Below are 18,311 nucleotides of genomic sequence, written 5' to 3' on the forward strand. Positions count from 1 at the left end.
AACCATTCAGGAATAATTCTATGCAAACAGATGTTGCTAATCAAACCAGCAATATTACGGTAGAAGACGATCGCACAGGTCTAAGTATCGAAACCCTCAAGCGTGCCTTTGCCGACAACCTGTTCTATATACAAGGCAAACTTGCTATTCTCGCCAACTTCACCGACTACTACATGGCGCTGTCGTACACTACACGCGATCGCCTGTTGCAGCGTTGGTTGCAAACACTCAAGGTTTACCACGAACAAGATATTAAAACTGTCTATTACCTCTCCGCCGAGTTTTTGATGGGGCGACACCTTGGTAATAGCTTAATTAACCTCGATCTTTATGAATCGATCGCCCAAGCCGTCAAAGAATCTGGACTTGACCTTACCGAAATCTTAGAACAAGAACCCGATCCTGGTCTTGGCAATGGTGGTCTGGGTCGATTAGCCGCCTGTTTCCTTGATTCCCTTGCCACCCTAGAAATTCCTGCAATGGGCTACGGCATCCGCTACGAGTTTGGTATTTTCAACCAATCGATTCAGCATGGCTGGCAGGTGGAGATTCCCGACAAATGGCTGCGCTGCGGTAACCCTTGGGAAGTTGTTCGCTATGAATCCACAGTCCAAGTCAAATTTGGCGGACATACCGAAATCTACAACGACGATCGTGGTCGTCCGCATACTCGGTGGATTCCTAGCTTCACCGTTGAGGGCATTCCCCACGATACTCCTGTCCCCGGATATCAAACTAATACCGTCAATACCTTACGTCTCTGGAAAGCAGAAGCAGGCGAAGACTTTAACTTCCAAGCCTTTAACTCTGGCGACTATGACGGTGCAGTTGCCACTAAGATTAAGTCAGAAACCATTTCCAAGGTTCTTTACCCCAACGACAACACCCCCCAAGGTCGGCAGTTGCGCCTAGAGCAGCAATTCTTCTTTGTGTCCTGCTCACTACAAGACATCATCCGTCGCCATCTCAAAAAATATGGTCGCCTTGATAATCTTCCCGAACATGCGGCGGTGCAGCTCAACGATACCCACCCTGCGATCAGCATTGCGGAAATGATGCGTTTGCTAGTTGATGAGCATGGACTCTTTTGGGATGAAGCATGGCGGATTACCCAAAGCACCTTTGCTTACACAAACCATACCCTCATGCCCGAAGCACTAGAGAAATGGGGTGTACCTCTATTTGAAAGCCTCTTGCCTCGTCATTTGGAAATCATTTACGAAATCAATCATCGCTTCTTGCAAGATGTGCAGACTTGGTATCCTGATGATGAGGAGTTGCTAGCGCGTCTATCGATTATTGAGGAAAATGGCGGCAAACAGGTGCGGATGGCAAACCTTGCTACCGTCGGTAGTCATGCTGTTAATGGTGTAGCGGCGCTGCATACTGAATTACTGAAGCAAGATGTGCTTAGTGATTTTTACAAACTTTGGCCAGAGAAGTTTAACAACAAAACCAATGGCGTTACTCCTCGTCGTTGGGTGTTGCTGGCGAACCCTGCCTTGTCCGAGTTGATTAGTGAAAAGATTGGCGGCACTTGGCTGAAGCATCTCGATGAACTTCGCAAGCTAGAAAGCTTTGTCGATGACAGTGATTTTCGTCAGCGCTGGCGGCAAATCAAGCAAGCTAACAAACAGAAACTTGCGGACTACATCATGGCCCACAACTGTGTGGAAGTTGATGTCAACTCGATCTTTGATATTCAGGTTAAGCGCATCCATGAGTACAAGCGTCAACACCTCGACCTGCTGCACATCATCGCGTTGTACCTACGCATCAAGCAAAATCCTCATATCCAAATGACCCCACGCACCTTTATTTTTGGTGGCAAGGCGGCTCCTGGATATTTCATGGCAAAGTTGATCATCAAAGCGATCAATGCCGTTGCTGATGTGGTTAATCGTGATCCTGATGTCCATGGGAGACTCAAGGTTGTGTTCTTGGCAAACTTCAGCGCTTCCCTTGGGCAATTAATTTATCCTGCGGCAGACCTCTCTGAGCAAATTTCCACCGCAGGTAAAGAAGCCTCTGGTACTGGCAACATGAAGTTCACCATGAATGGCGCTTTGACCATCGGTACTTTAGATGGAGCGAATATCGAAATTCGTGAAGAAGTCGGCGAAGAAAACTTTTTCCTTTTTGGTCTGACTGCCGCAGAAGTCGAAAAGATGAAAACTGATGGCTATAAACCTCGCGATTACTACGAAAGCAATGAAGAATTGCGTCATGTACTTGATCGCTTGGCGATGGGTTATTTCTCCCCCGGAGACAAAGACTTGTTTAAGCCTCTGGTGGACTCCTTGCTCAATCATGATGACTATATGCTATTGGCAGATTATCAAGCCTATGCAGATTGTCAAGATAAAGTTGGCGAGGCATACAAGGATGTCGAGCAGTGGACAACGATGTCGATTCTCAACGTTGCTCGCTCTGGTAAGTTCTCATCCGATCGCACAATCAAGGAATACTGTGACGAGATCTGGCATGTAAAACCCGTTAACGTGGAATTAGAACCATACGATCCTGCTAAAGCAACTCTGAATGTTGTGCATGTCGGTAGTTAGTTTATAAGCTAAACATCAACAATAAAGGCTCGCTTGGCGAGCCTTTGTTGTTGGCAAAAAATATTGATGCTATTGAATTATGAAGATTGCTTTTTTTAATACAAAACCCTACGATCGCCAATCTTTTAATACCGCAAATGGCACATATCAACACGAAATAGTCTTTTTTGAATGTCACCTCAGCAATGAGACCGTTTCTCTCGCCGCAGGATTTGCCGCAGTTTGTATTTTTATCAATGACTATCTCAATGCCGAAATGCTAGAGATTTTGGCTAAAGGTGGCACAAAGTTAATTGCTTTGCGATCCGCAGGATTTAACCATGTGGATTTAGCTACTGCCGCTAATTTGGGCATAACGATCGTGCGTGTACCTGCCTATTCCCCCTATGCCGTTGCCGAACATGCCGTCGCACTGGTTCTATCGCTCAATCGTAAAGTCCATCGAGCCTACAACCGTGTTAGAGAAGGAAACTTTTCGATCGAAGGTTTATTGGGATTTGATCTATATGGATCAACGGTGGGAGTTGTTGGCACTGGTCGAATTGGTGCAATTTTCGCTCAGATTATGCGTGGATTTGGGTGCAAACTAATTGGATATGATGCCTATCAAAACCCCGCTTGTTTAGCCATGGGTATGACATATGTATCGATGCCCGAACTCTTGGCAAGTTCAGATATTATTTCACTCCATTGTCCATTGACTCCTGATACGCGTTATTTGATTGATGCTGTTGCGATCGCAAAAATGAAAACAGGAACGATGCTGATCAATACTAGTCGAGGAGCATTAATTGACACACAGGCCGCTATTGACGGCTTGAAATCTGGGGCAATTGGCTACCTTGGTATTGATGTGTATGAGCAGGAGGCAGATTTATTTTTTGAAGATTTATCTAATGAGGTAATTCAAGATGATGTTTTTCAGAGGTTATTGACCTTTCCCAATGTGATCGTCACAGGGCATCAAGCCTTTTTTACTAGTCATGCTCTGGCGAATATTGCGGAAACCACCCTTGCGAATATTGCGGAATTTGAGACTAGTGGTAATTGTGTCAATGAGGTAAAGCTGGAAACTGCGATCGCAACTAATTCTAAATAAAGAAATGGCTACGCTATCTCTTTATTTGGGATAACTAACCAACGCTGCTAAATACGGCACGATTGCGACCTTGGTTTTTGGCTAAATATAAACCCTTATCAGCAGCTTCTAATAAAACCTTGGCATCAACGGATTCCGTAGGCAAAAATGTCGATATGCCAATACTCATCGAAATGCGATCGCTAACAAAAGATGACTCATGGGCAATGCCCAAGTTATAGACAGCCTGACAAATTTTTTCGGCAATAAAAATTGCTCCTTGACTTAAGGTGTTGGGCAAAATGACAGCAAATTCTTCGCCGCCATAACGGGCTGCCAAGTCGGCAGGGCGACAAATACAGGATTCAATGGACTTAGCCACAGCTCGCAAACACTCATCTCCCGCAGGATGTCCATAGCGATCGTTGTAGCGTTTAAAAAAGTCAATATCACATAGCAGTAGAGAAATGGGTAACTGCTCCCTAGCGAGTCTGTGCCATTCTTGAGTGATCCGTTGATCAAAGGCGCGACGGTTGGCAATTTGCGTTAAGCCATCAATGGTTACTTCATGGGCTAAAGACAATGCCTTGTCATACAACAACGCTTCGATGGTGTCACTATGGCAGGTAGTTGTATCAAGAATAATTTCGAGATCATTTTTTTCGCTCGAAAGTCGATCTAAAAGTAAACGTAAAGCCGTTTCTGTTTGCTGGCGATCGAGAATTTCTGTTTGCAAAGAATTATTAGCCTGTACTAACTGTTCCCCTTGGATTGTTTTTGTGACCAATTGATCCCGCAACTGACGATTTTGAGTCTTTAACTCTTGGATTTCTTCTTCCAAGCTTGCCAGCTTAGCCAAAAGAAATTTTTCGCTAGTTACTATTTTGGGGTTTTCAGTTTCCATGCTGTTATTTGTACTTAACTTGGCAATCTTGCAAATGTGCTGGAGAATATTTAGCTAATAACTTGCCACGTTTATCGTTAACTTACAGTTAAGCTAACCACAAATTCGATTTTATACCAGATCTAAAACGGATGATCTTGCGCTGGCCGCGTAGCAGGCGGCGCAAGATCATCCGTTTTAGGCTGAACTACTTACCAGATTTTCCAATCCGCCCAATCAAGATTAAAAATTGAAGTGTTAGGAAATGCGATCGGGTTGTTGTTTTGAGATAGCTTTTGCTGCAATTGCATCAACTGCGGACTTACTCTCGGTAAATTTTCCACGAATTGATAGGGAAGTATTCCCTCTGATAGGGCAAAGGATGCCGTCGTCCCTGCAGCGGCTCCCACTGACCACTCATAGGAATGCACCCGATAACCCGCCGCCACAATATAGCTAAAGGCGATATTTTTTCCTGATGCAATCAAATTGTCAACCCTTTGCGGAATTAACGATCGCAATGGAATTTGTCCGGGAAAAGCGGGAGCATGACCATTTCGCACCCCTTCGCGTTCAGTATTGCCCGCCGTTTCCACAGGATATTCGCTGAGGCAAGGGTGAAAATCAAGGTAATACTGAGCAATACCTACCGCATCGGGATAAATTGTTGAACGGGTGCGGCGTTTAATTTGTTCGGGTGGCGTATTGTTTCTAATTGCTTCGGTTGTGCCTAAACCTGCCAGCGATCGCCATAGATCTCGATACTTGGTTTCAGGAAGATTTTCACGATAGAAGTCAGCGCTAAAATCCACCTGCGAAACATCCACCTCAGCCATCGTAAAGCCTTCAGGATAGCCATAGGAAGGACGACCGATAATCCTGCGGGATTCGCGAATATAGGGATATTTGGATAGACCATGTTTCGTTCCCATCGGTGAATCTAGTCCTGTTAAGAGGCGATGGTTGGGGAATGGCTTTTTCCAATCCGTTTTTTGTTGCGAGTCCGTTGTACCTGCCACGAGCCAATAATAGAAACCTAGGGCAATTTCCTCACCACTCTTGAGGGTTGCTGTCCGCAATCCTCCCATCCAGCCATTGGGTTCAAGCTGTCCCGATCGTAATAATTGATTTCTTGAATAGATCAGATTGTCCTTATCTGTCCCTGGTCTGTAGTCATTGCCCCATACCCAGTTCTGCATGGAGATATCCCCTGCCTTCATGCCCGACACCCCAAAGCGATTTTTGGGAGGATTGGGTACTTGAGGATTTTCGGTACTCCAGATCCGCCGATAGGTAAAGATTGTGTCAAAGTTGGCGAGGTTCGGCTTAGGGTCAGAACCGTAATAGGGGAGATAGCGATCGTAAAAGTTGGGCTTTTGCTGGGGTTGTGGCTCTGCCGTCTGTTCCATCGCAAAGGTATAGGTAAAGCCTTGAGTGCAGTATTTATCGTTATCTAGCACTGGTGACGAGGGATTTAAATGCGATCGCGGATCGATACCCAAACGGTAAGGCACATCGGCAAGGGCAATAATTTCGCCTGTTTCTGTGGAGTCAATCACAAACCAATTACGCGATTTTTCTTTGGATAAAGGCGCAAAGCGAATCGTTTGCTTATGTAATCGAGCTGAATCTTCGTAACGGTAGGCATCTTCGATAATGCTAGACAGTGGCTCAGTATTCAGGGGTGGAGTGTTTGGCGCAGGACGATGCTGAATTGCGATCGCAGCATCAATCAACTTGCCATCAGCACTCATCTCCAAATTCTTGATCACGGTATTCGGGAACCATTTTAATTTGCCATTCCCCTTGCGTTCTGCCTCTTGCAGCATTCCCACCAAAATTGCTTGAGCATCACTCGGTAAAAAACAGGACACACTTACCCAACAATCCCCAGGGTTCAATTTGCCATATTGCCGTTCAATGCGCTTGCGAAATTCGGTATAGCCCTGCGGAAAAAACCAAAGGTTGCGTTGTTTTTTTGCTTCATCTAAGGCAGATGTACCCTGTGCTGTAATCTGTCCACCCACCCAGTCCGTAATCTCAGTCATACAGACAGTCCGCCCTGAGAGTAATCCCTCATAGGCGGCGGCTGTACCTGCTACGCCACCACCGACTATTAATATTTCACATTCTTCATTGAGATCAATTGCGTTATTTTTGGCGATGATCGGATCGGCAGCAATTAACGATCCGACACAAATACTAAGTGCCGTTGCGATCGCAAATTTATATTTGCTCCTATATAGTGTTTCCCCAACTAGTGAAGTACGGCGTTGTTTCCCCGCCTTCGGCGGGGAAACAACGCTCTGTATCTCGCTTGCTTGAAAATTGTTATACTCGCTCCGAGAAATAAATAACGATTTCGGCATAGTTTTAAATTTCCAAGTTCTCCATAAATTTGCTGCCTAAAGCTTAACAGGCTCTCAAAAAGCTTGACCAGAGACTTAATAAAGACTTTTCACATAATCTCCATAGCCGTTATAAATCTGCGTCGCATAGCGTTCATTTGTCCCCAGCATTCTTTCACTTGCCTGTGACCAACGCGGATGAGGAATATTAGGATTGACATTCGCTGTAAAGTCATACTCTTCAGGAATACGTGTATTCCAAAATGTTGCAGGCTTGCGATCGCTAAATTCGATACTCACAATCGACTTAATACTTTTAAAGCCATACTTCCAAGGCACAACTAAGCGAATCGGCGCACCATGTTGTTTTGGTAGCTCATGTCCATAAATACCCACTGCCAGAAAAGCTAAATCATTAATTGCTTCTTGCATAGTTAACCCCTCGGTATAGGGCCAAGGCTCACTTTGCAAAATTTGTCTTCTTGCCTGTTCAGGTTTAAAAAAGGTGGTGAACTTGACATGCGTTGCATTTGCCTTCGGCTCTACCAGATCAATCAATCGCTTTAAAGGGAAACCCATCCAAGGTACAGCCATCGCCCATGCTTCCACACAACGATGACGATATAGCCGCTCCTCAATTGGCATTTTGGCGATCAAATCTTCGATCGCAAATTTCTGAGGCTTAGCAACTAAACCTGATACTTCCAACGTCCAAGGATGGGGCTGAAATTTCTTGACATACTGCCACACCTCTTTATCAGCACTAAACTCATAGAAATTAGTATAGGCAGCCGCACTATATTCATTAGTGAGTGGACGATCGAGGGTAAAGCTAAGATTTCGCGACGCTGTGAAGGGTTTGAGGCGTTCCTCTAATAATTTCTGTTTGATCATGGCTTGTTTTTCTTCGGGGGTTTGACAACCCGCCAACAGACCCATAATGCTGAGACTCCCTAACCCTGCCTTTTTTAAAAATCGCCGCCGATTTAGATAAACTGACTCTGACGTAGCTTGACTTTCAGGCAAAAACCAGTCTGGAAGAATTTTAATCAGCGTCATAGTATTTAGTTGAAGTAGTGCTTTGGTCTTGATGCCGATGGCGATCGCTATATTTTGATTTTATTTGATTTTAGGGTGTTGCAGTGCTAACATGAGAAACGCTGAAAATTTTACCCGAATAAATTCCTAAGACTGTGGCACCTCAACAACAAAAGATTCGGATTCGTCTTAAAGCTTTCGATCATCGCCTGCTAGACTCATCCTGCGAAAAAATCGTCGAAACTGCTAATCGTACCAATGCGGCTGCCGTCGGCCCAATTCCTCTGCCAACTCGTCGTCGTATCTATTGTGTTCTCAGATCTCCCCACGTAGATAAGGACTCTCGCGAACATTTTGAAACTCGTACCCATAGTCGAATCATCGACATTTATCAGCCTTCTGCAAAGACAATCGACGCGCTCATGAAGCTGGATCTAGCTGCTGGCGTTGACATTGAAGTAAAACTCTAAGTTTCCATTTGAAAACTCAATAAAATTCAGTACCTAGGCTTTAATTTAGCTATAGCCAAATGTATGATGCCCCTAGAGGTTGCTATGCGCTGCATTGCAACCTTTTTGGATTACGGGTCTTAGATACAGCCAAAACCCAGAGAAATTTTTGAGAGTGTAGCGAAGCCATACTCTCAAAAATTTCCCTAAGCATCAATAGGTTGCAATTTGGTTATAGCTTCGTTTGTTAAACTGTTTTGGGAGTGTCACAGCTTCAAAATTTAGCTATAGGAAATGACAATGCTGAAAAAGCTAAAAATTAAATATTTGTTGGCATTACTGTTAGCGACGATCGCCACAGTAATGACTATATTGCTTGGACAAGCAGCCATGCCTGTCGATGCTCAAAATCAGCAACCTCAAGTTTATGCCCAAGCTGAACCTGCAACCACCTCCTCAGCAGCTAGTCTGCAAACAGCAGGATTACAACTGCAAGAGGTTGCTCAAGGAGTTTATGCACTCATCGCCAGCACAGACTTTCCACCTGCTAGCCCCATGGTTGCCATTTGCAACAGTGGTTTTATCATTGGTAGTGACGGTGTATTGGTCATTGACCCCTTTCATAGCCCTGAGCTAGCCGAGTTACTCATTTCCACCGTGAAATCGATAACCGATAAGCCAATTCGTTATGTTTTGAATACGCATTATCACTTTGATCACACGGGGGGCAATATTGCTTTTATCAAGCGTGAAGTACCTGTACTTGGTCGTGGTGTAATTCGCGAATACATTCAAAGCGGCAAAAATAACACCTCTGGCATTACGCCACCAACCGTAATTATTAATAGTCAAACTGACATTTGGTTGGGCGATCGTAGTGTTCGCATTGAGCGTGTCGATGGACATTCTGCGGGTACTGATCTAGTTGCTTATGTACCTGATGCGAAGGTGCTATTTACAGGCGATATGGTCTTTAACAAGCGCATTCCCTATACGGCTGATAGCGATTTACGTCAATGGCAAGGCAGTTTATACCGTTTGATTGCCACTTTCCCCGAGGCTAAGGTTGTTCCCGGACATGGTGATGTCACCGATGTGACTGGTGTACAGGCTCAGCAAGCTTATTTCAATTGGCTAGAGCGTCAGGCTTTAGAATGGAAGAGTCAAGTTTTGTCTAAGGAGCAAGTTTTGGAAAAATTTGCAAAACTTCCTGATACTTACAAAGACTACACTTTTAAGGCAATATATCCTCTCAATTTGGAATCAGCTTACGAACAATTTACGCGCAGCGCAACCATTCCCTTAATTTCCTAAAGCCATTAAAATGAAGTGCGATGCTTTGCATCGCACTTCATTTTAATGAATCTTTGATTAGCTGACGAATACTCGCAAACCCACGTTGCAATCGCTCTGGTTGATCGTAAAGTCTAGCAATTAGTAATACACCCTCGATCATTGTCAATATTTGCTCAGCTAGTAAATCAGGATCACTGCGATCGCATAATTGCGCCTGACCATCTCGCAACATCTGAGCAAATAAATTTTGCCATTCATCAAACACCTGTTGGAGATGTTTCCGAAACGCATCATTATATTCAGCCAAATCAACAATTAAATTCCCTAATAAACATCCTGCACAGTTAATTTCAGTAAGATGTTTAGCTTCAATTTTATCAATGGTTAACAGAAGTCGTTGGATGGGATCGTCAGTAATCTGAGAGGCCGACAAAAAAGCATGTTCTCTGATTTTGTGCCACTGAAAATCAATTAAAGCATGGGCAAATTCATCTTTAGATTGGAAATAGTTATAAAAACTACCCGATGAAGCTTGAGTAGCTGCAAATAATTCCTTTAAACCTGTAGACTGCAATCCTTGACGATGCACCAGATCGATTGATGAGGTGAGAATATCTTCACGGGTACGTTTGAGATTTGCCATAAACTAACTGATTTGTATATTAGGTATAGCGATTATCAAGATACAGAGAGAAGTGCTTAGCACTTCTCTCTGTATCTTAGAGTCAAGCAACTTCAGGAAATGTTACCACTTTTTGTAAGGAAGGAATTTGCCATTCATCGTCACTTTCACCCGATCGCCTTTAGGATCTTCTACTTTGTCGATGTCGAGAGTAAAATCGATCGCACTCATGATGCCATCGCCAAACTTCTCATGAATGACTTCTTTAATGGGGTAGCCATAGACCTGCATAATTTCATAGAAGCGATAAATCAAAGGATCGGTTGGTACAACTGGCCCCAGTCCTTTGCTAGGGTAGGAAGTCAAAGCAGTAACAATATCTTCACCCAGACCCAAGGCATCCGCGAGTTTGGTTGCTTGCTCAACATTGGTGCTATTTTGCCCGTAAAAAAGGGAAGCAATCCAGACCTCATCTTGACCTAATAGCATTTCTAGATCGGCAAAACTCAAGCCTTTGGCTTTTTTTGCAGCTAATAGAGTTTGGGTAAAGGATGGAAATTCGACTGTCATAATATTTTGAAGGTTCTATTTTCTATATTTAATTGGTTTGAACTGGTATTTAATCAGTCTAGGGAAATTTGCAAAGCAAATTTTAGATATACCCTAGATTCTGGCTGCCTCAACAGCACGGGTTTCACGCATGAGATGCTCTTCCATTTCCGCCTTGAGGTCATGATATCCCGATTGTTGATCAAGATTTTCCCGTGATCGAGGACGGGGGAAAGATACATCAAGGATTTCATCAATCCCTGCGGCAGGGCCCCGCTTCATCATCACAATCTTATCGGAAAGCAGTAATGCTTCTTCAATACTGTGGGTAATCATCACCACAGTTTTACGCTTTTGTTCCCAAATACGCGCCACCTCGTCTTGCAAAAATCCTCTTGTGAGGGCATCAAGAGCGCCAAAGGGTTCATCCATTAGCAGAATTTGCGGATCGATCGCAAGAGCGCGGGCAATACCCACTCTTTGTTTCATGCCACCCGAAAGCTCATGGGGATGTTTTTTCTCTGCACCTTTTAAACCGACTAGTTCGATATATTCGTAAACGCGACTTTTGCGATCGGCAAGGGACATGTTTGGATAAACCGTTTCGATCGCAAAATGTAAGTTTTCCGCAACCGTGAGCCAAGGCATGAGTGCATAGTTCTGAAATACTACGCCCCGATCGGGGCCGGGAGCATGGACTTCTACGCCATTGATCAAGACTGAACCACTGCTGGGTGTGGTTAGACCCGCGATTAGACTTAACAATGTGGACTTGCCACAACCAGAAGGGCCAATGATTGAGACAAAGGTATTAGGGGCAATATCAAAGTTGATATCGGCTAGGGCGACATAATCCTTGGAGGTGCGGCGGGTTAGTTTGTTGATCAAACCACTGCGACCCCGATAGACCATTGACACATCGCGAATGGAAATCTGTGCTTGCTTTGTCGCTGTGTTCGCAAATTCTTGTTCTATAGATGACACGATCATACTTCTCTTCCAAATGACACCCAATGTTGCAGCAATCCAAACAGACGATCAATAATTAAACCAATCGCACCAATTAAGAGGATTGCCGTAATAATGCTGGTAATACTGAGGTTATTCCACTCATTCCAAACGAAGTAACCCACGCCTGTACCACCGATTAAAATCTCCGCTGCCACAATTACTAACCATGCAATCCCTGCACTAATTCGCATACCTGAGACAATGCTGGGAGCCGCCGCAGGCAAAATTACTTTCGTAATTGTGCGCCAAGGTGATGCACCAAGGGTGCGGGTCACATCGATGTAGGTGGGGTCAACATTACTGACACCAAATTTGGTGTTAATTAAGGTCGGCCATAGGCTGGTAATGGCGATCACGAAAATGGCGGTACTTTCGGAATCCTTGATTAGTCCCAACCCAATCGGCAACCAAGCGAGTGGCGAAACTGGCTTCAAAATTTGGATGAAAGGATCGACGGCTTTGGCAACAACGGGAAATAGACCAATGAGTACGCCCGATGGAATTGCGATCGCAGCGCCTAAGGTAAAGCCAATGGCAACGCGACGGAGACTGGTGATCAAATGCCAGCCGATACCACGATCATTAGTGCCTTTGACGTAAAATGGGTTAGAAATCCATCCCCAAAAGTCGCTCAAAGTCTGTGATGCCGAGGGCATCAGTGGCGAAAACCAGCCAGCATTTGCGCCAACTTCCCAGAAAATTAGGATTGAGGCAAGGATAAAGAGAAATAGTACAAACGCCTGTATATCTTGATTGGGCAATAAATTCTTGGCAATCATCATGATTGGGTTAGATTGCGATCGCCTTTTTGTCATTGGCGGAGAATAGTCCATAGGTTTCTCAAGGTTTCTGAATATTTGAATTAATATTTCAATCTGTGAATTTCTGCCTCTAAATCCCACTTGTTAAGTGGAATTTAGAGAGACAAGGAAGTTACACCTTAAACTGCTTAATCTGTTCCTCAATGTAGCTTTCAGGTTTAGCAGGATCGAAAGAGTCAAACTTCAATTTTTCCGTTCGCTCCGTCTCCGTTGGTGGTGTTTGTCCTAGCTCCTTCGCTAGCTCACGGGCAAGATCGGTCATGTAGATATTCTCAGCAATTGCCTTGTAATCTGCTTTCTCCTTGGGCATAAGATCCCATCGTACAAACTGCGAAGAAATCCACTTGGCAAAACTCTTCCAAGGATAGGGATCGAAACCAATGCGATCGGGAACATCTAACGTGTTGCCCTGTCCATCTTCAAACTTGCCAGTTAATACCGCTTTCAAGACTGGTTCAGGTTGATTGAGATAGTTTTTACCTGCGATTGCCTTGGCAATTTCTTCTCGATTCTTGGGGTCATTAGCATAACCAGCTCCATCAATGATCGCCTTATTGATAGCGCGGAAAGTTTTAGGATTAGTATCAATCCATTTTTGGCTTGCGGCAAAGGCACAACAAGGATGTCCCGCCCAAATATCTTTGGTCAATAAGTGGATAAAACCAATCTTGTTAAATACAGAACGCTGTACCACGTTATCAGGGAGCAAGAAAGCATCTAACTGTCCTGCGGTCATTTTTGCGATCGCATCGGGCGGTGGAATCACTTGAATCTGTACATCCTTATCAGGATCAAGTCCACCAGAGGCGAGATAGTAGCGCAATAGCAAATTGTGCATTGAGAAGGCAAAGGGAACGCCAATACTAAAGCCCTTAAAGTCCTTTGGCTCTTTAACCTTGCCCAAATGCTGATTGGCAACTGAGATCGCTTGACCATTGACATTCTCAATACTGGCAAGTTTCACAGGAAAAGCCGTAGAACCCAAACCTAATGACATCGAAATTGGCATGGGCGAGAGCATATGGTAAGCATCCAATTCGCCTGCGATCGCTGAGTCCCGAATTGCTGCCCAGCTAGGCATTTTGACTAACTCGACCTTCAAACCGTACTTAGTATAAAAGCCTAAAGGCTCTGACATAATGATCGGAGTGGCACAAGTAATTGGCAAAAAGCCCACTTTCAAGCTGGACTTCTCGACATCTGTGGCAGGGGTATTTGTATTTCCACCCGTTGTTTCTTTGGAAGGAGTTTCAGGGGGCGCAGAGGGGCAACCAGTCAAAGTAACAACGGCGGCGGCGGCGGCGACTTTAATTAAAAATTCGCGACGACGGAAGGTACTAGATTGTAATGTATCGGTAAAAAACTCCTGTGCTTGGGGACCAAAAGCCGCGCTAAAGGCTTCCTCAACACCACCAGCCATTTTAATTAGGTCATAGCAAATTCGCTTTTGACTTTCAGAAGCATTAGATAGCGAACCCTGCTCTAAAAGTTGCCATAGATCAGCTTTCATCGCATTGGTTTCCCAAGACTGCGCCATCAATTGGGCGCGCTCGGAATAATGTCCCATCCGAATCAAATCATTTACCAGTTCCGCAGGATCGGTGGGCATTCCCTCCATTACACTTTGATGCTGATCAACACTGTGGTCTGCACCACAGGGGCAAGCGTTCCAATTTAGATTGTTTATTTGATTGCTGGAATAACCAGAAATATTGCCTGTAGTTAAATGATTCCCTATCGCTGAAGCGACCATCTGTTCTATCAAATTAGATGTCATGATTAGTTATAGCTAGTATTTACAGAAAGTAGGATTTCTCGTCTATTGAAAGTGATTCAGTTGGCAACAAAAAACAAGAATAAATTTAATTGTTATCACTCTAGCAATTTAGCTGTAATCAAATCGGTATAGATATATACGAAATGAATTGCCAGACGATGGCTATCAGTTTTTGAAACACAAGTTTTTTAATAAATTTATACGACTTGTCAAATCAGACTGTAATCTTACAGAGAATTTGGAGAGATAGATTCAGATACCAAGTCAAATACAAATGCAATTAATTAATTGCATTTGTATTTGACTTTTATCAATGATTAAATATTAAAAAATATGCAGCAAAAATAGGCTAAAACTCTTTTAAAAAATCAAGAATTTTAGCTAGTTAAATAAACAATCAAATCTTTGATGTCTACAGATATTATTTGTTGTATAAAAATGAAATATTTTTGAAATATTTTTAATTAAGACATACCCGCTAATACTTTGCGTAAATGTTTAAGCGCAGGAGTAACCATCGCCACAAAATATGACTCTCGTAAACGACGATCATAAACACTGCCATGGACATATCCGATCGCACCTGCATGGAGCATTAAGGATTGCGAAGATCGTAGTGATAATTCTGAAGCTGTTGCTCTTGCTTGCACCACTTCGCGTAAAATCTCTTTACTCACAATCTCTTGTCCATGCCCAATCTTTTCCGCTAATCGATAGGACTTCAGTCTCAAAGCTTCCAATTCACTTTCCATGTCGTCAGGACGATCATCAAGGTATTGATTCACATGCTGCTTAGTGTTATCAACGCGACGCATCAAATCGATGCAGTTCTGAGTTAACCCTAACCCCATCCCCACTTGCATCAAGATAAATCCTGCTTTGATGTATTCCACATAACGATCGCAAGGATCTGCTAATATCCAGTCATGACTAATAAAAGCATTACGGAATAGGCATCTAAAGGTGTTTGTACCCTCTAGAGCAATGAAATGAACATCTTGTTTTAGTTCTAGCCCTTGCATCCCCCCCTGTGCGATCGCCATCAGGTATTGATCGGTTCCTTCTATTTGTGCCGATATCCCAAACAAATGCTGATCACCAATATTAGAGACCCAAGGTAAAGTACCATTGAGAATATAACCACCTTCGCAGGGTGTGGCGATGATTTTAATTTTCTCTATGCCTGCAAAGTGTTTCATCGGATTGGATAAACCCGTTCCCGCTAAGAATTTCCCCGTTGCGACTTGGGGCAAGATTTGTTCACGTAAAAAGGAATTATCAGTATTTTGTAAATACCAAGAGCAGGCATTGTGACACCAAGCCATAAAACCTGTACTGAGGCAGGTCTCTGACACCATTTCAATTGCTTTTAATGCGGGTAAAACGCCACGGCCAGTACCGCCATAGGTAGGGCTGACCGCCTGTCCATAGGCACCCAAACTGCCGATATGTCTTAAAAATGCTTCAGGATAAATACCTTGCAGATCTATTTTGCTGACATCGGGCGCTAGTTGTTTTGCGATCGCAGTTTTAAGACTTTCCATTAAATCTGCATCAGTGAGCAAAGTTCCTTGATCTTCCTTGAATCTGGTTTCACTAACCTGCATTACTTCCTTCCTTCTATTCCGTCCTAGTAATTTGTATCATTCCAAATACGCCACGCTTAGCGTGGCGTATTTTACTGCTCCTATGCTAGAGAAACTTCCATATCCACAGGATTGCGGAATGTATTCGCAACTGGAGACCAGTAGTTAGCATGGTCAAGTAGCTCAGCGAGTTCTTCTTTTGTGGCATCAGATTCAATATCCACCTTCACGCGCACAGCACTGAAGCCTAAACGCTTTTTCGATAAATCACCAATACCCCAAACACCTGTGATGTTGATATCACCTTCGAGATGCAATTCTAGTTTGGAGAGGGTAATACCACGCATAACAGCGTTCGCATGAATGCCAACGGAAAGGCAAGAACCAAGGCAGGCGAGCAGAGCTTCGGAAGGATTGGGGGCAGTATCTTGTCCGAGCAATGTTGGTGGCTCGTCAATGACATGCTCAGGTAAATCGCGGACATAGGTCAAATTGCGAAATTGTCCTTCACAAACAGTTTTTACTTTTAATGTCCCGATAACATTGGGGTTGGACTGCGCTTTGGCGGCAAGTGCTTCTAAGCCATCCTTGCTAACGGGGCGAAGTGGGGTAATTACGGAAGCAGTAGCAGTTGTGGTCATATTTTTTAATTGTTGATTTCTATCGAAAATTGAATCAAATAGAACGATCTATACAATTAAATACTATGCAATGACCTTGCAATTCCGTATTCCTCAATACATAAAACAAAAAAGGGAGCCATTGCCTCCCTTTTTTGTTTTAAAGCGCAAAGCGCTGTCGTTAATAGCCAAAACTTTCGTTAGGTTTGCTCGAATCTGCATCAGAAACCGTAGAAGGTACTTCACGTTTGGGACGTAAAGGGGCAGATTCTAAAAACAAAGATTTTGATGGACTCTCACGGACTAAATCACCAGGCTTCTTTTGAATGGATTGCAGCATCTCATTATTAAAAGAGCCAGCAGCATTAGTTAACTGGCGCTCTTGGCGTTTGAGCAATTCCAGCTTTTTGTACTGTTGATTCCATTGCTCATGGGCGTAGACAGTCCAACCATAGATGGCAAAAGCAGTACAGGCGAGCAATACAGTTGTAGTAATAGAAATCTTTTGAGTGACTATTAAAGCCCTCAGCCATATTGGCAGGGGGAACGAGTTAGTACGTGGTAACCGCTTAACGTTGCGATTAGGATCTGATTTGGGCAATCGTTTGCCCTTGCGATCGAGAGGCTGAGGCGCTCTTTGTGGTTCAGACATTCTCGCTCTGCTGGCTGTCATTTGTTTAACTCTTCTTTCACTCAAGATCCACCACTGGTACTTGTAACACTTTCAAGCAGAAAATACCAAGTAGTTTTGAACATTTTTGATAAATTAGGATTATTTATAGCAAAAAAAGTTTTGCTTAGGACATAAGCCCCAAGAATCGGGCGGCGGCGCTCAGCGCCGCCGCCCGATTCTTGGGGCTTGATTTGTAGATTATAGGGATCATTGATTTTTTGGCAACAAGAATTTGATATTAATGCGATCGCCTTCTTGTAAACCTATTTCCTGTGTTAGTCCTGCCCTGACCTCAATCACCTGATCTGCCATTACTCCGCCCGCAGGATAAATTGGACAGGGATCGCTTACACAGGTGGTCACATTCCTTGCAATCGCTTTGACTTCTCCATCAAGCAAGAAAATCATGTCGAGGGGGGATGGAGTATTTTTCATCCAGAAGGCAACAGGACGTGCAGGTATAAAAGGAAATAACATGCCACGATCGTCGGGTAATGGCAGACGAAACATTAAGCCTTTTTCCCGCTCTTGGGGCGTATTCGCTACCTCCAGTTGGATTTCGCGATCGGCAATGGTGGCAATGGCAGTAATAGGCAAGTATTGAGCTAGCTCTGAGGCTGGTTTGGGTCTAGTTTGTGATGTCACTGTTGGCGTGACTATTGGTGTGCTTGGTGATGTTGTCGTCTGAGGCTGAGTTGTCTGAGGCTGAGTTGTCTGAGGCTGAGTTGTCTGAGGCTGAGTTGTCTGAGGCTGAGTTGTCTGAGGCTGAGTTGTCTGAGGCTGAGTTGTCTGAGGCTGAGTTGTCTGAGGCTGAGTTGTCTGAGGCTGAGTTGTCTGAGGCTGATCAGATGCAGCAGGCTTACAGCCCATTAAACAGAGACTACAACAAAAACTGAGGCTAATCTTCCATACTTTTACAGAAAGTCTTTGGATTGAACTAGGAGTAGGTGTGTCACAATTTCTAGAAGTATTGCCAGTCATATCGCCAGTCATCCT

At 43.9% G+C, this 18,311-nt stretch carries 16 protein-coding genes; 4 read left to right on the top strand and 12 right to left on the bottom strand.

Features of this window, described 5'->3' with window-relative positions:
- Positions 1 to 20 precede the first annotated feature (20 nt).
- Positions 21 to 2,564 carry a glycogen/starch/alpha-glucan phosphorylase gene (locus tag H6F41_RS00610; RefSeq protein WP_190401531.1) on the top strand — a complete coding sequence of 848 codons (2,544 nt, stop codon included), beginning with the start codon at positions 21 to 23 and terminating at the stop codon, positions 2,562 to 2,564.
- 79 nt (positions 2,565 to 2,643) lie between these two features.
- Complete coding sequence (locus H6F41_RS00615; RefSeq protein WP_190401532.1) at positions 2,644 to 3,663, top strand: 2-hydroxyacid dehydrogenase; 1,020 nt, start codon at positions 2,644 to 2,646, stop codon at positions 3,661 to 3,663.
- A gap of 34 nt (positions 3,664 to 3,697) precedes the next feature.
- Here the strand turns inward: H6F41_RS00615 and H6F41_RS00620 are convergent, their stop codons facing one another.
- The 3 genes from H6F41_RS00620 to msrP form a co-directional block, all read right to left on the bottom strand.
- Positions 3,698 to 4,546, bottom strand: a complete 849-nt coding sequence (locus H6F41_RS00620; RefSeq protein WP_190401533.1) for a diguanylate cyclase — start codon at positions 4,544 to 4,546, stop codon at positions 3,698 to 3,700.
- Between the two features lie 191 nt (positions 4,547 to 4,737).
- Positions 4,738 to 6,894, bottom strand: a complete 2,157-nt coding sequence (locus H6F41_RS00625; RefSeq protein WP_199288600.1) for an FAD-dependent oxidoreductase — start codon at positions 6,892 to 6,894, stop codon at positions 4,738 to 4,740.
- A gap of 75 nt (positions 6,895 to 6,969) precedes the next feature.
- Positions 6,970 to 7,932: a protein-methionine-sulfoxide reductase catalytic subunit MsrP gene (gene msrP / locus H6F41_RS00630; RefSeq protein ID WP_190401534.1), complete on the bottom strand. Its 963-nt coding sequence runs from the start codon at positions 7,930 to 7,932 to the stop codon at positions 6,970 to 6,972.
- Between the two features lie 134 nt (positions 7,933 to 8,066).
- Between msrP and rpsJ the strand changes: the two genes are divergently transcribed.
- Positions 8,067 to 8,381, top strand: a complete 315-nt coding sequence (gene rpsJ / locus H6F41_RS00635; protein WP_009625825.1) for a 30S ribosomal protein S10 — start codon at positions 8,067 to 8,069, stop codon at positions 8,379 to 8,381.
- A 279-nt stretch (positions 8,382 to 8,660) separates the two neighbouring features.
- On the top strand, positions 8,661 to 9,674 hold the full coding sequence (locus H6F41_RS00640; protein ID WP_190401535.1) for an MBL fold metallo-hydrolase: 1,014 nt from the start codon (positions 8,661 to 8,663) through the stop codon (positions 9,672 to 9,674).
- Positions 9,675 to 9,711: 37 nt separating this feature from the next.
- Here H6F41_RS00640 and H6F41_RS00645 read toward each other — a convergent pair whose 3' ends face one another.
- The 9 genes from H6F41_RS00645 to H6F41_RS19460 all read right to left on the bottom strand — a co-directional run bounded on the left by H6F41_RS00645 (position 9,712) and on the right by H6F41_RS19460 (position 18,308).
- On the bottom strand, positions 9,712 to 10,299 hold the full coding sequence (locus H6F41_RS00645) for a TetR/AcrR family transcriptional regulator (protein WP_190401536.1): 588 nt from the start codon (positions 10,297 to 10,299) through the stop codon (positions 9,712 to 9,714).
- Positions 10,300 to 10,401: 102 nt separating this feature from the next.
- Complete coding sequence (cynS, locus tag H6F41_RS00650) at positions 10,402 to 10,848, bottom strand: cyanase (RefSeq protein ID WP_190401537.1); 447 nt, start codon at positions 10,846 to 10,848, stop codon at positions 10,402 to 10,404.
- Positions 10,849 to 10,941: 93 nt separating this feature from the next.
- Positions 10,942 to 11,817, bottom strand: a complete 876-nt coding sequence (locus H6F41_RS00655; RefSeq protein WP_190401538.1) for an ABC transporter ATP-binding protein — start codon at positions 11,815 to 11,817, stop codon at positions 10,942 to 10,944.
- Positions 11,814 to 12,620 (bottom strand): ABC transporter permease, encoded by an 807-nt coding sequence (locus H6F41_RS00660; RefSeq protein WP_408962526.1) that lies wholly within the window; start codon positions 12,618 to 12,620, stop codon positions 11,814 to 11,816. Before H6F41_RS00660 ends, H6F41_RS00655 begins: the two co-directional genes overlap by 4 nt.
- Positions 12,621 to 12,771: 151 nt before the next feature.
- Entirely contained in the window at positions 12,772 to 14,436 is a 1,665-nt protein-coding gene (locus tag H6F41_RS00665) for a CmpA/NrtA family ABC transporter substrate-binding protein (RefSeq protein ID WP_242022856.1), read from the bottom strand.
- A 464-nt stretch (positions 14,437 to 14,900) separates the two neighbouring features.
- Positions 14,901 to 16,043, bottom strand: a complete 1,143-nt coding sequence (locus H6F41_RS00670; RefSeq protein WP_190401540.1) for an acyl-CoA dehydrogenase family protein — start codon at positions 16,041 to 16,043, stop codon at positions 14,901 to 14,903.
- An 80-nt stretch (positions 16,044 to 16,123) separates the two neighbouring features.
- Positions 16,124 to 16,663 carry an OsmC family protein gene (locus tag H6F41_RS00675; protein WP_190401541.1) on the bottom strand — a complete coding sequence of 180 codons (540 nt, stop codon included), beginning with the start codon at positions 16,661 to 16,663 and terminating at the stop codon, positions 16,124 to 16,126.
- 160 nt (positions 16,664 to 16,823) lie between these two features.
- A complete protein-coding gene (locus H6F41_RS00680; RefSeq protein ID WP_190401542.1) occupies positions 16,824 to 17,315 on the bottom strand; it encodes a hypothetical protein in 492 nt (163 codons plus the stop codon).
- A gap of 207 nt (positions 17,316 to 17,522) precedes the next feature.
- A complete protein-coding gene (locus H6F41_RS19460; protein ID WP_242022857.1) occupies positions 17,523 to 18,308 on the bottom strand; it encodes a DUF192 domain-containing protein in 786 nt (261 codons plus the stop codon).
- Between the last annotated feature and the right edge of the window lie 3 nt (positions 18,309 to 18,311).

The sequence above is a fragment of the Pseudanabaena mucicola FACHB-723 genome (genome assembly GCF_014696385.1).
Taxonomy (GTDB): domain Bacteria; phylum Cyanobacteriota; class Cyanobacteriia; order Pseudanabaenales; family Pseudanabaenaceae; genus Pseudanabaena.

Bases quoted from the DNA above. Each gene is read 5' to 3' on its own strand.
- H6F41_RS00625 (WP_199288600.1), bottom strand. From the start codon at position 6,894: ATGCCGAAATCGTTATTTATTTCTCGGAGCGAGTATAACAATTTTCAA.
- H6F41_RS00665 (WP_242022856.1), bottom strand. From the start codon at position 14,436: ATGACATCTAATTTGATAGAACAGATGGTCGCTTCAGCGATAGGGAAT.
- H6F41_RS00615 (WP_190401532.1), top strand. From the start codon at position 2,644: ATGAAGATTGCTTTTTTTAATACAAAACCCTACGATCGCCAATCTTTT.
- msrP (WP_190401534.1), bottom strand. From the start codon at position 7,932: ATGACGCTGATTAAAATTCTTCCAGACTGGTTTTTGCCTGAAAGTCAA.
- H6F41_RS00655 (WP_190401538.1), bottom strand. From the start codon at position 11,817: ATGATCGTGTCATCTATAGAACAAGAATTTGCGAACACAGCGACAAAG.
- H6F41_RS00680 (WP_190401542.1), bottom strand. From the start codon at position 17,315: ATGACAGCCAGCAGAGCGAGAATGTCTGAACCACAAAGAGCGCCTCAG.
- H6F41_RS00670 (WP_190401540.1), bottom strand. From the start codon at position 16,043: ATGCAGGTTAGTGAAACCAGATTCAAGGAAGATCAAGGAACTTTGCTC.
- H6F41_RS00660 (WP_408962526.1), bottom strand. From the start codon at position 12,620: ATGATGATTGCCAAGAATTTATTGCCCAATCAAGATATACAGGCGTTT.
- H6F41_RS00610 (WP_190401531.1), top strand. From the start codon at position 21: ATGCAAACAGATGTTGCTAATCAAACCAGCAATATTACGGTAGAAGAC.
- H6F41_RS00640 (WP_190401535.1), top strand. From the start codon at position 8,661: ATGCTGAAAAAGCTAAAAATTAAATATTTGTTGGCATTACTGTTAGCG.
- cynS (WP_190401537.1), bottom strand. From the start codon at position 10,848: ATGACAGTCGAATTTCCATCCTTTACCCAAACTCTATTAGCTGCAAAA.
- H6F41_RS00675 (WP_190401541.1), bottom strand. From the start codon at position 16,663: ATGACCACAACTGCTACTGCTTCCGTAATTACCCCACTTCGCCCCGTT.
- H6F41_RS19460 (WP_242022857.1), bottom strand. From the start codon at position 18,308: ATGACTGGCGATATGACTGGCAATACTTCTAGAAATTGTGACACACCT.
- H6F41_RS00645 (WP_190401536.1), bottom strand. From the start codon at position 10,299: ATGGCAAATCTCAAACGTACCCGTGAAGATATTCTCACCTCATCAATC.
- H6F41_RS00620 (WP_190401533.1), bottom strand. From the start codon at position 4,546: ATGGAAACTGAAAACCCCAAAATAGTAACTAGCGAAAAATTTCTTTTG.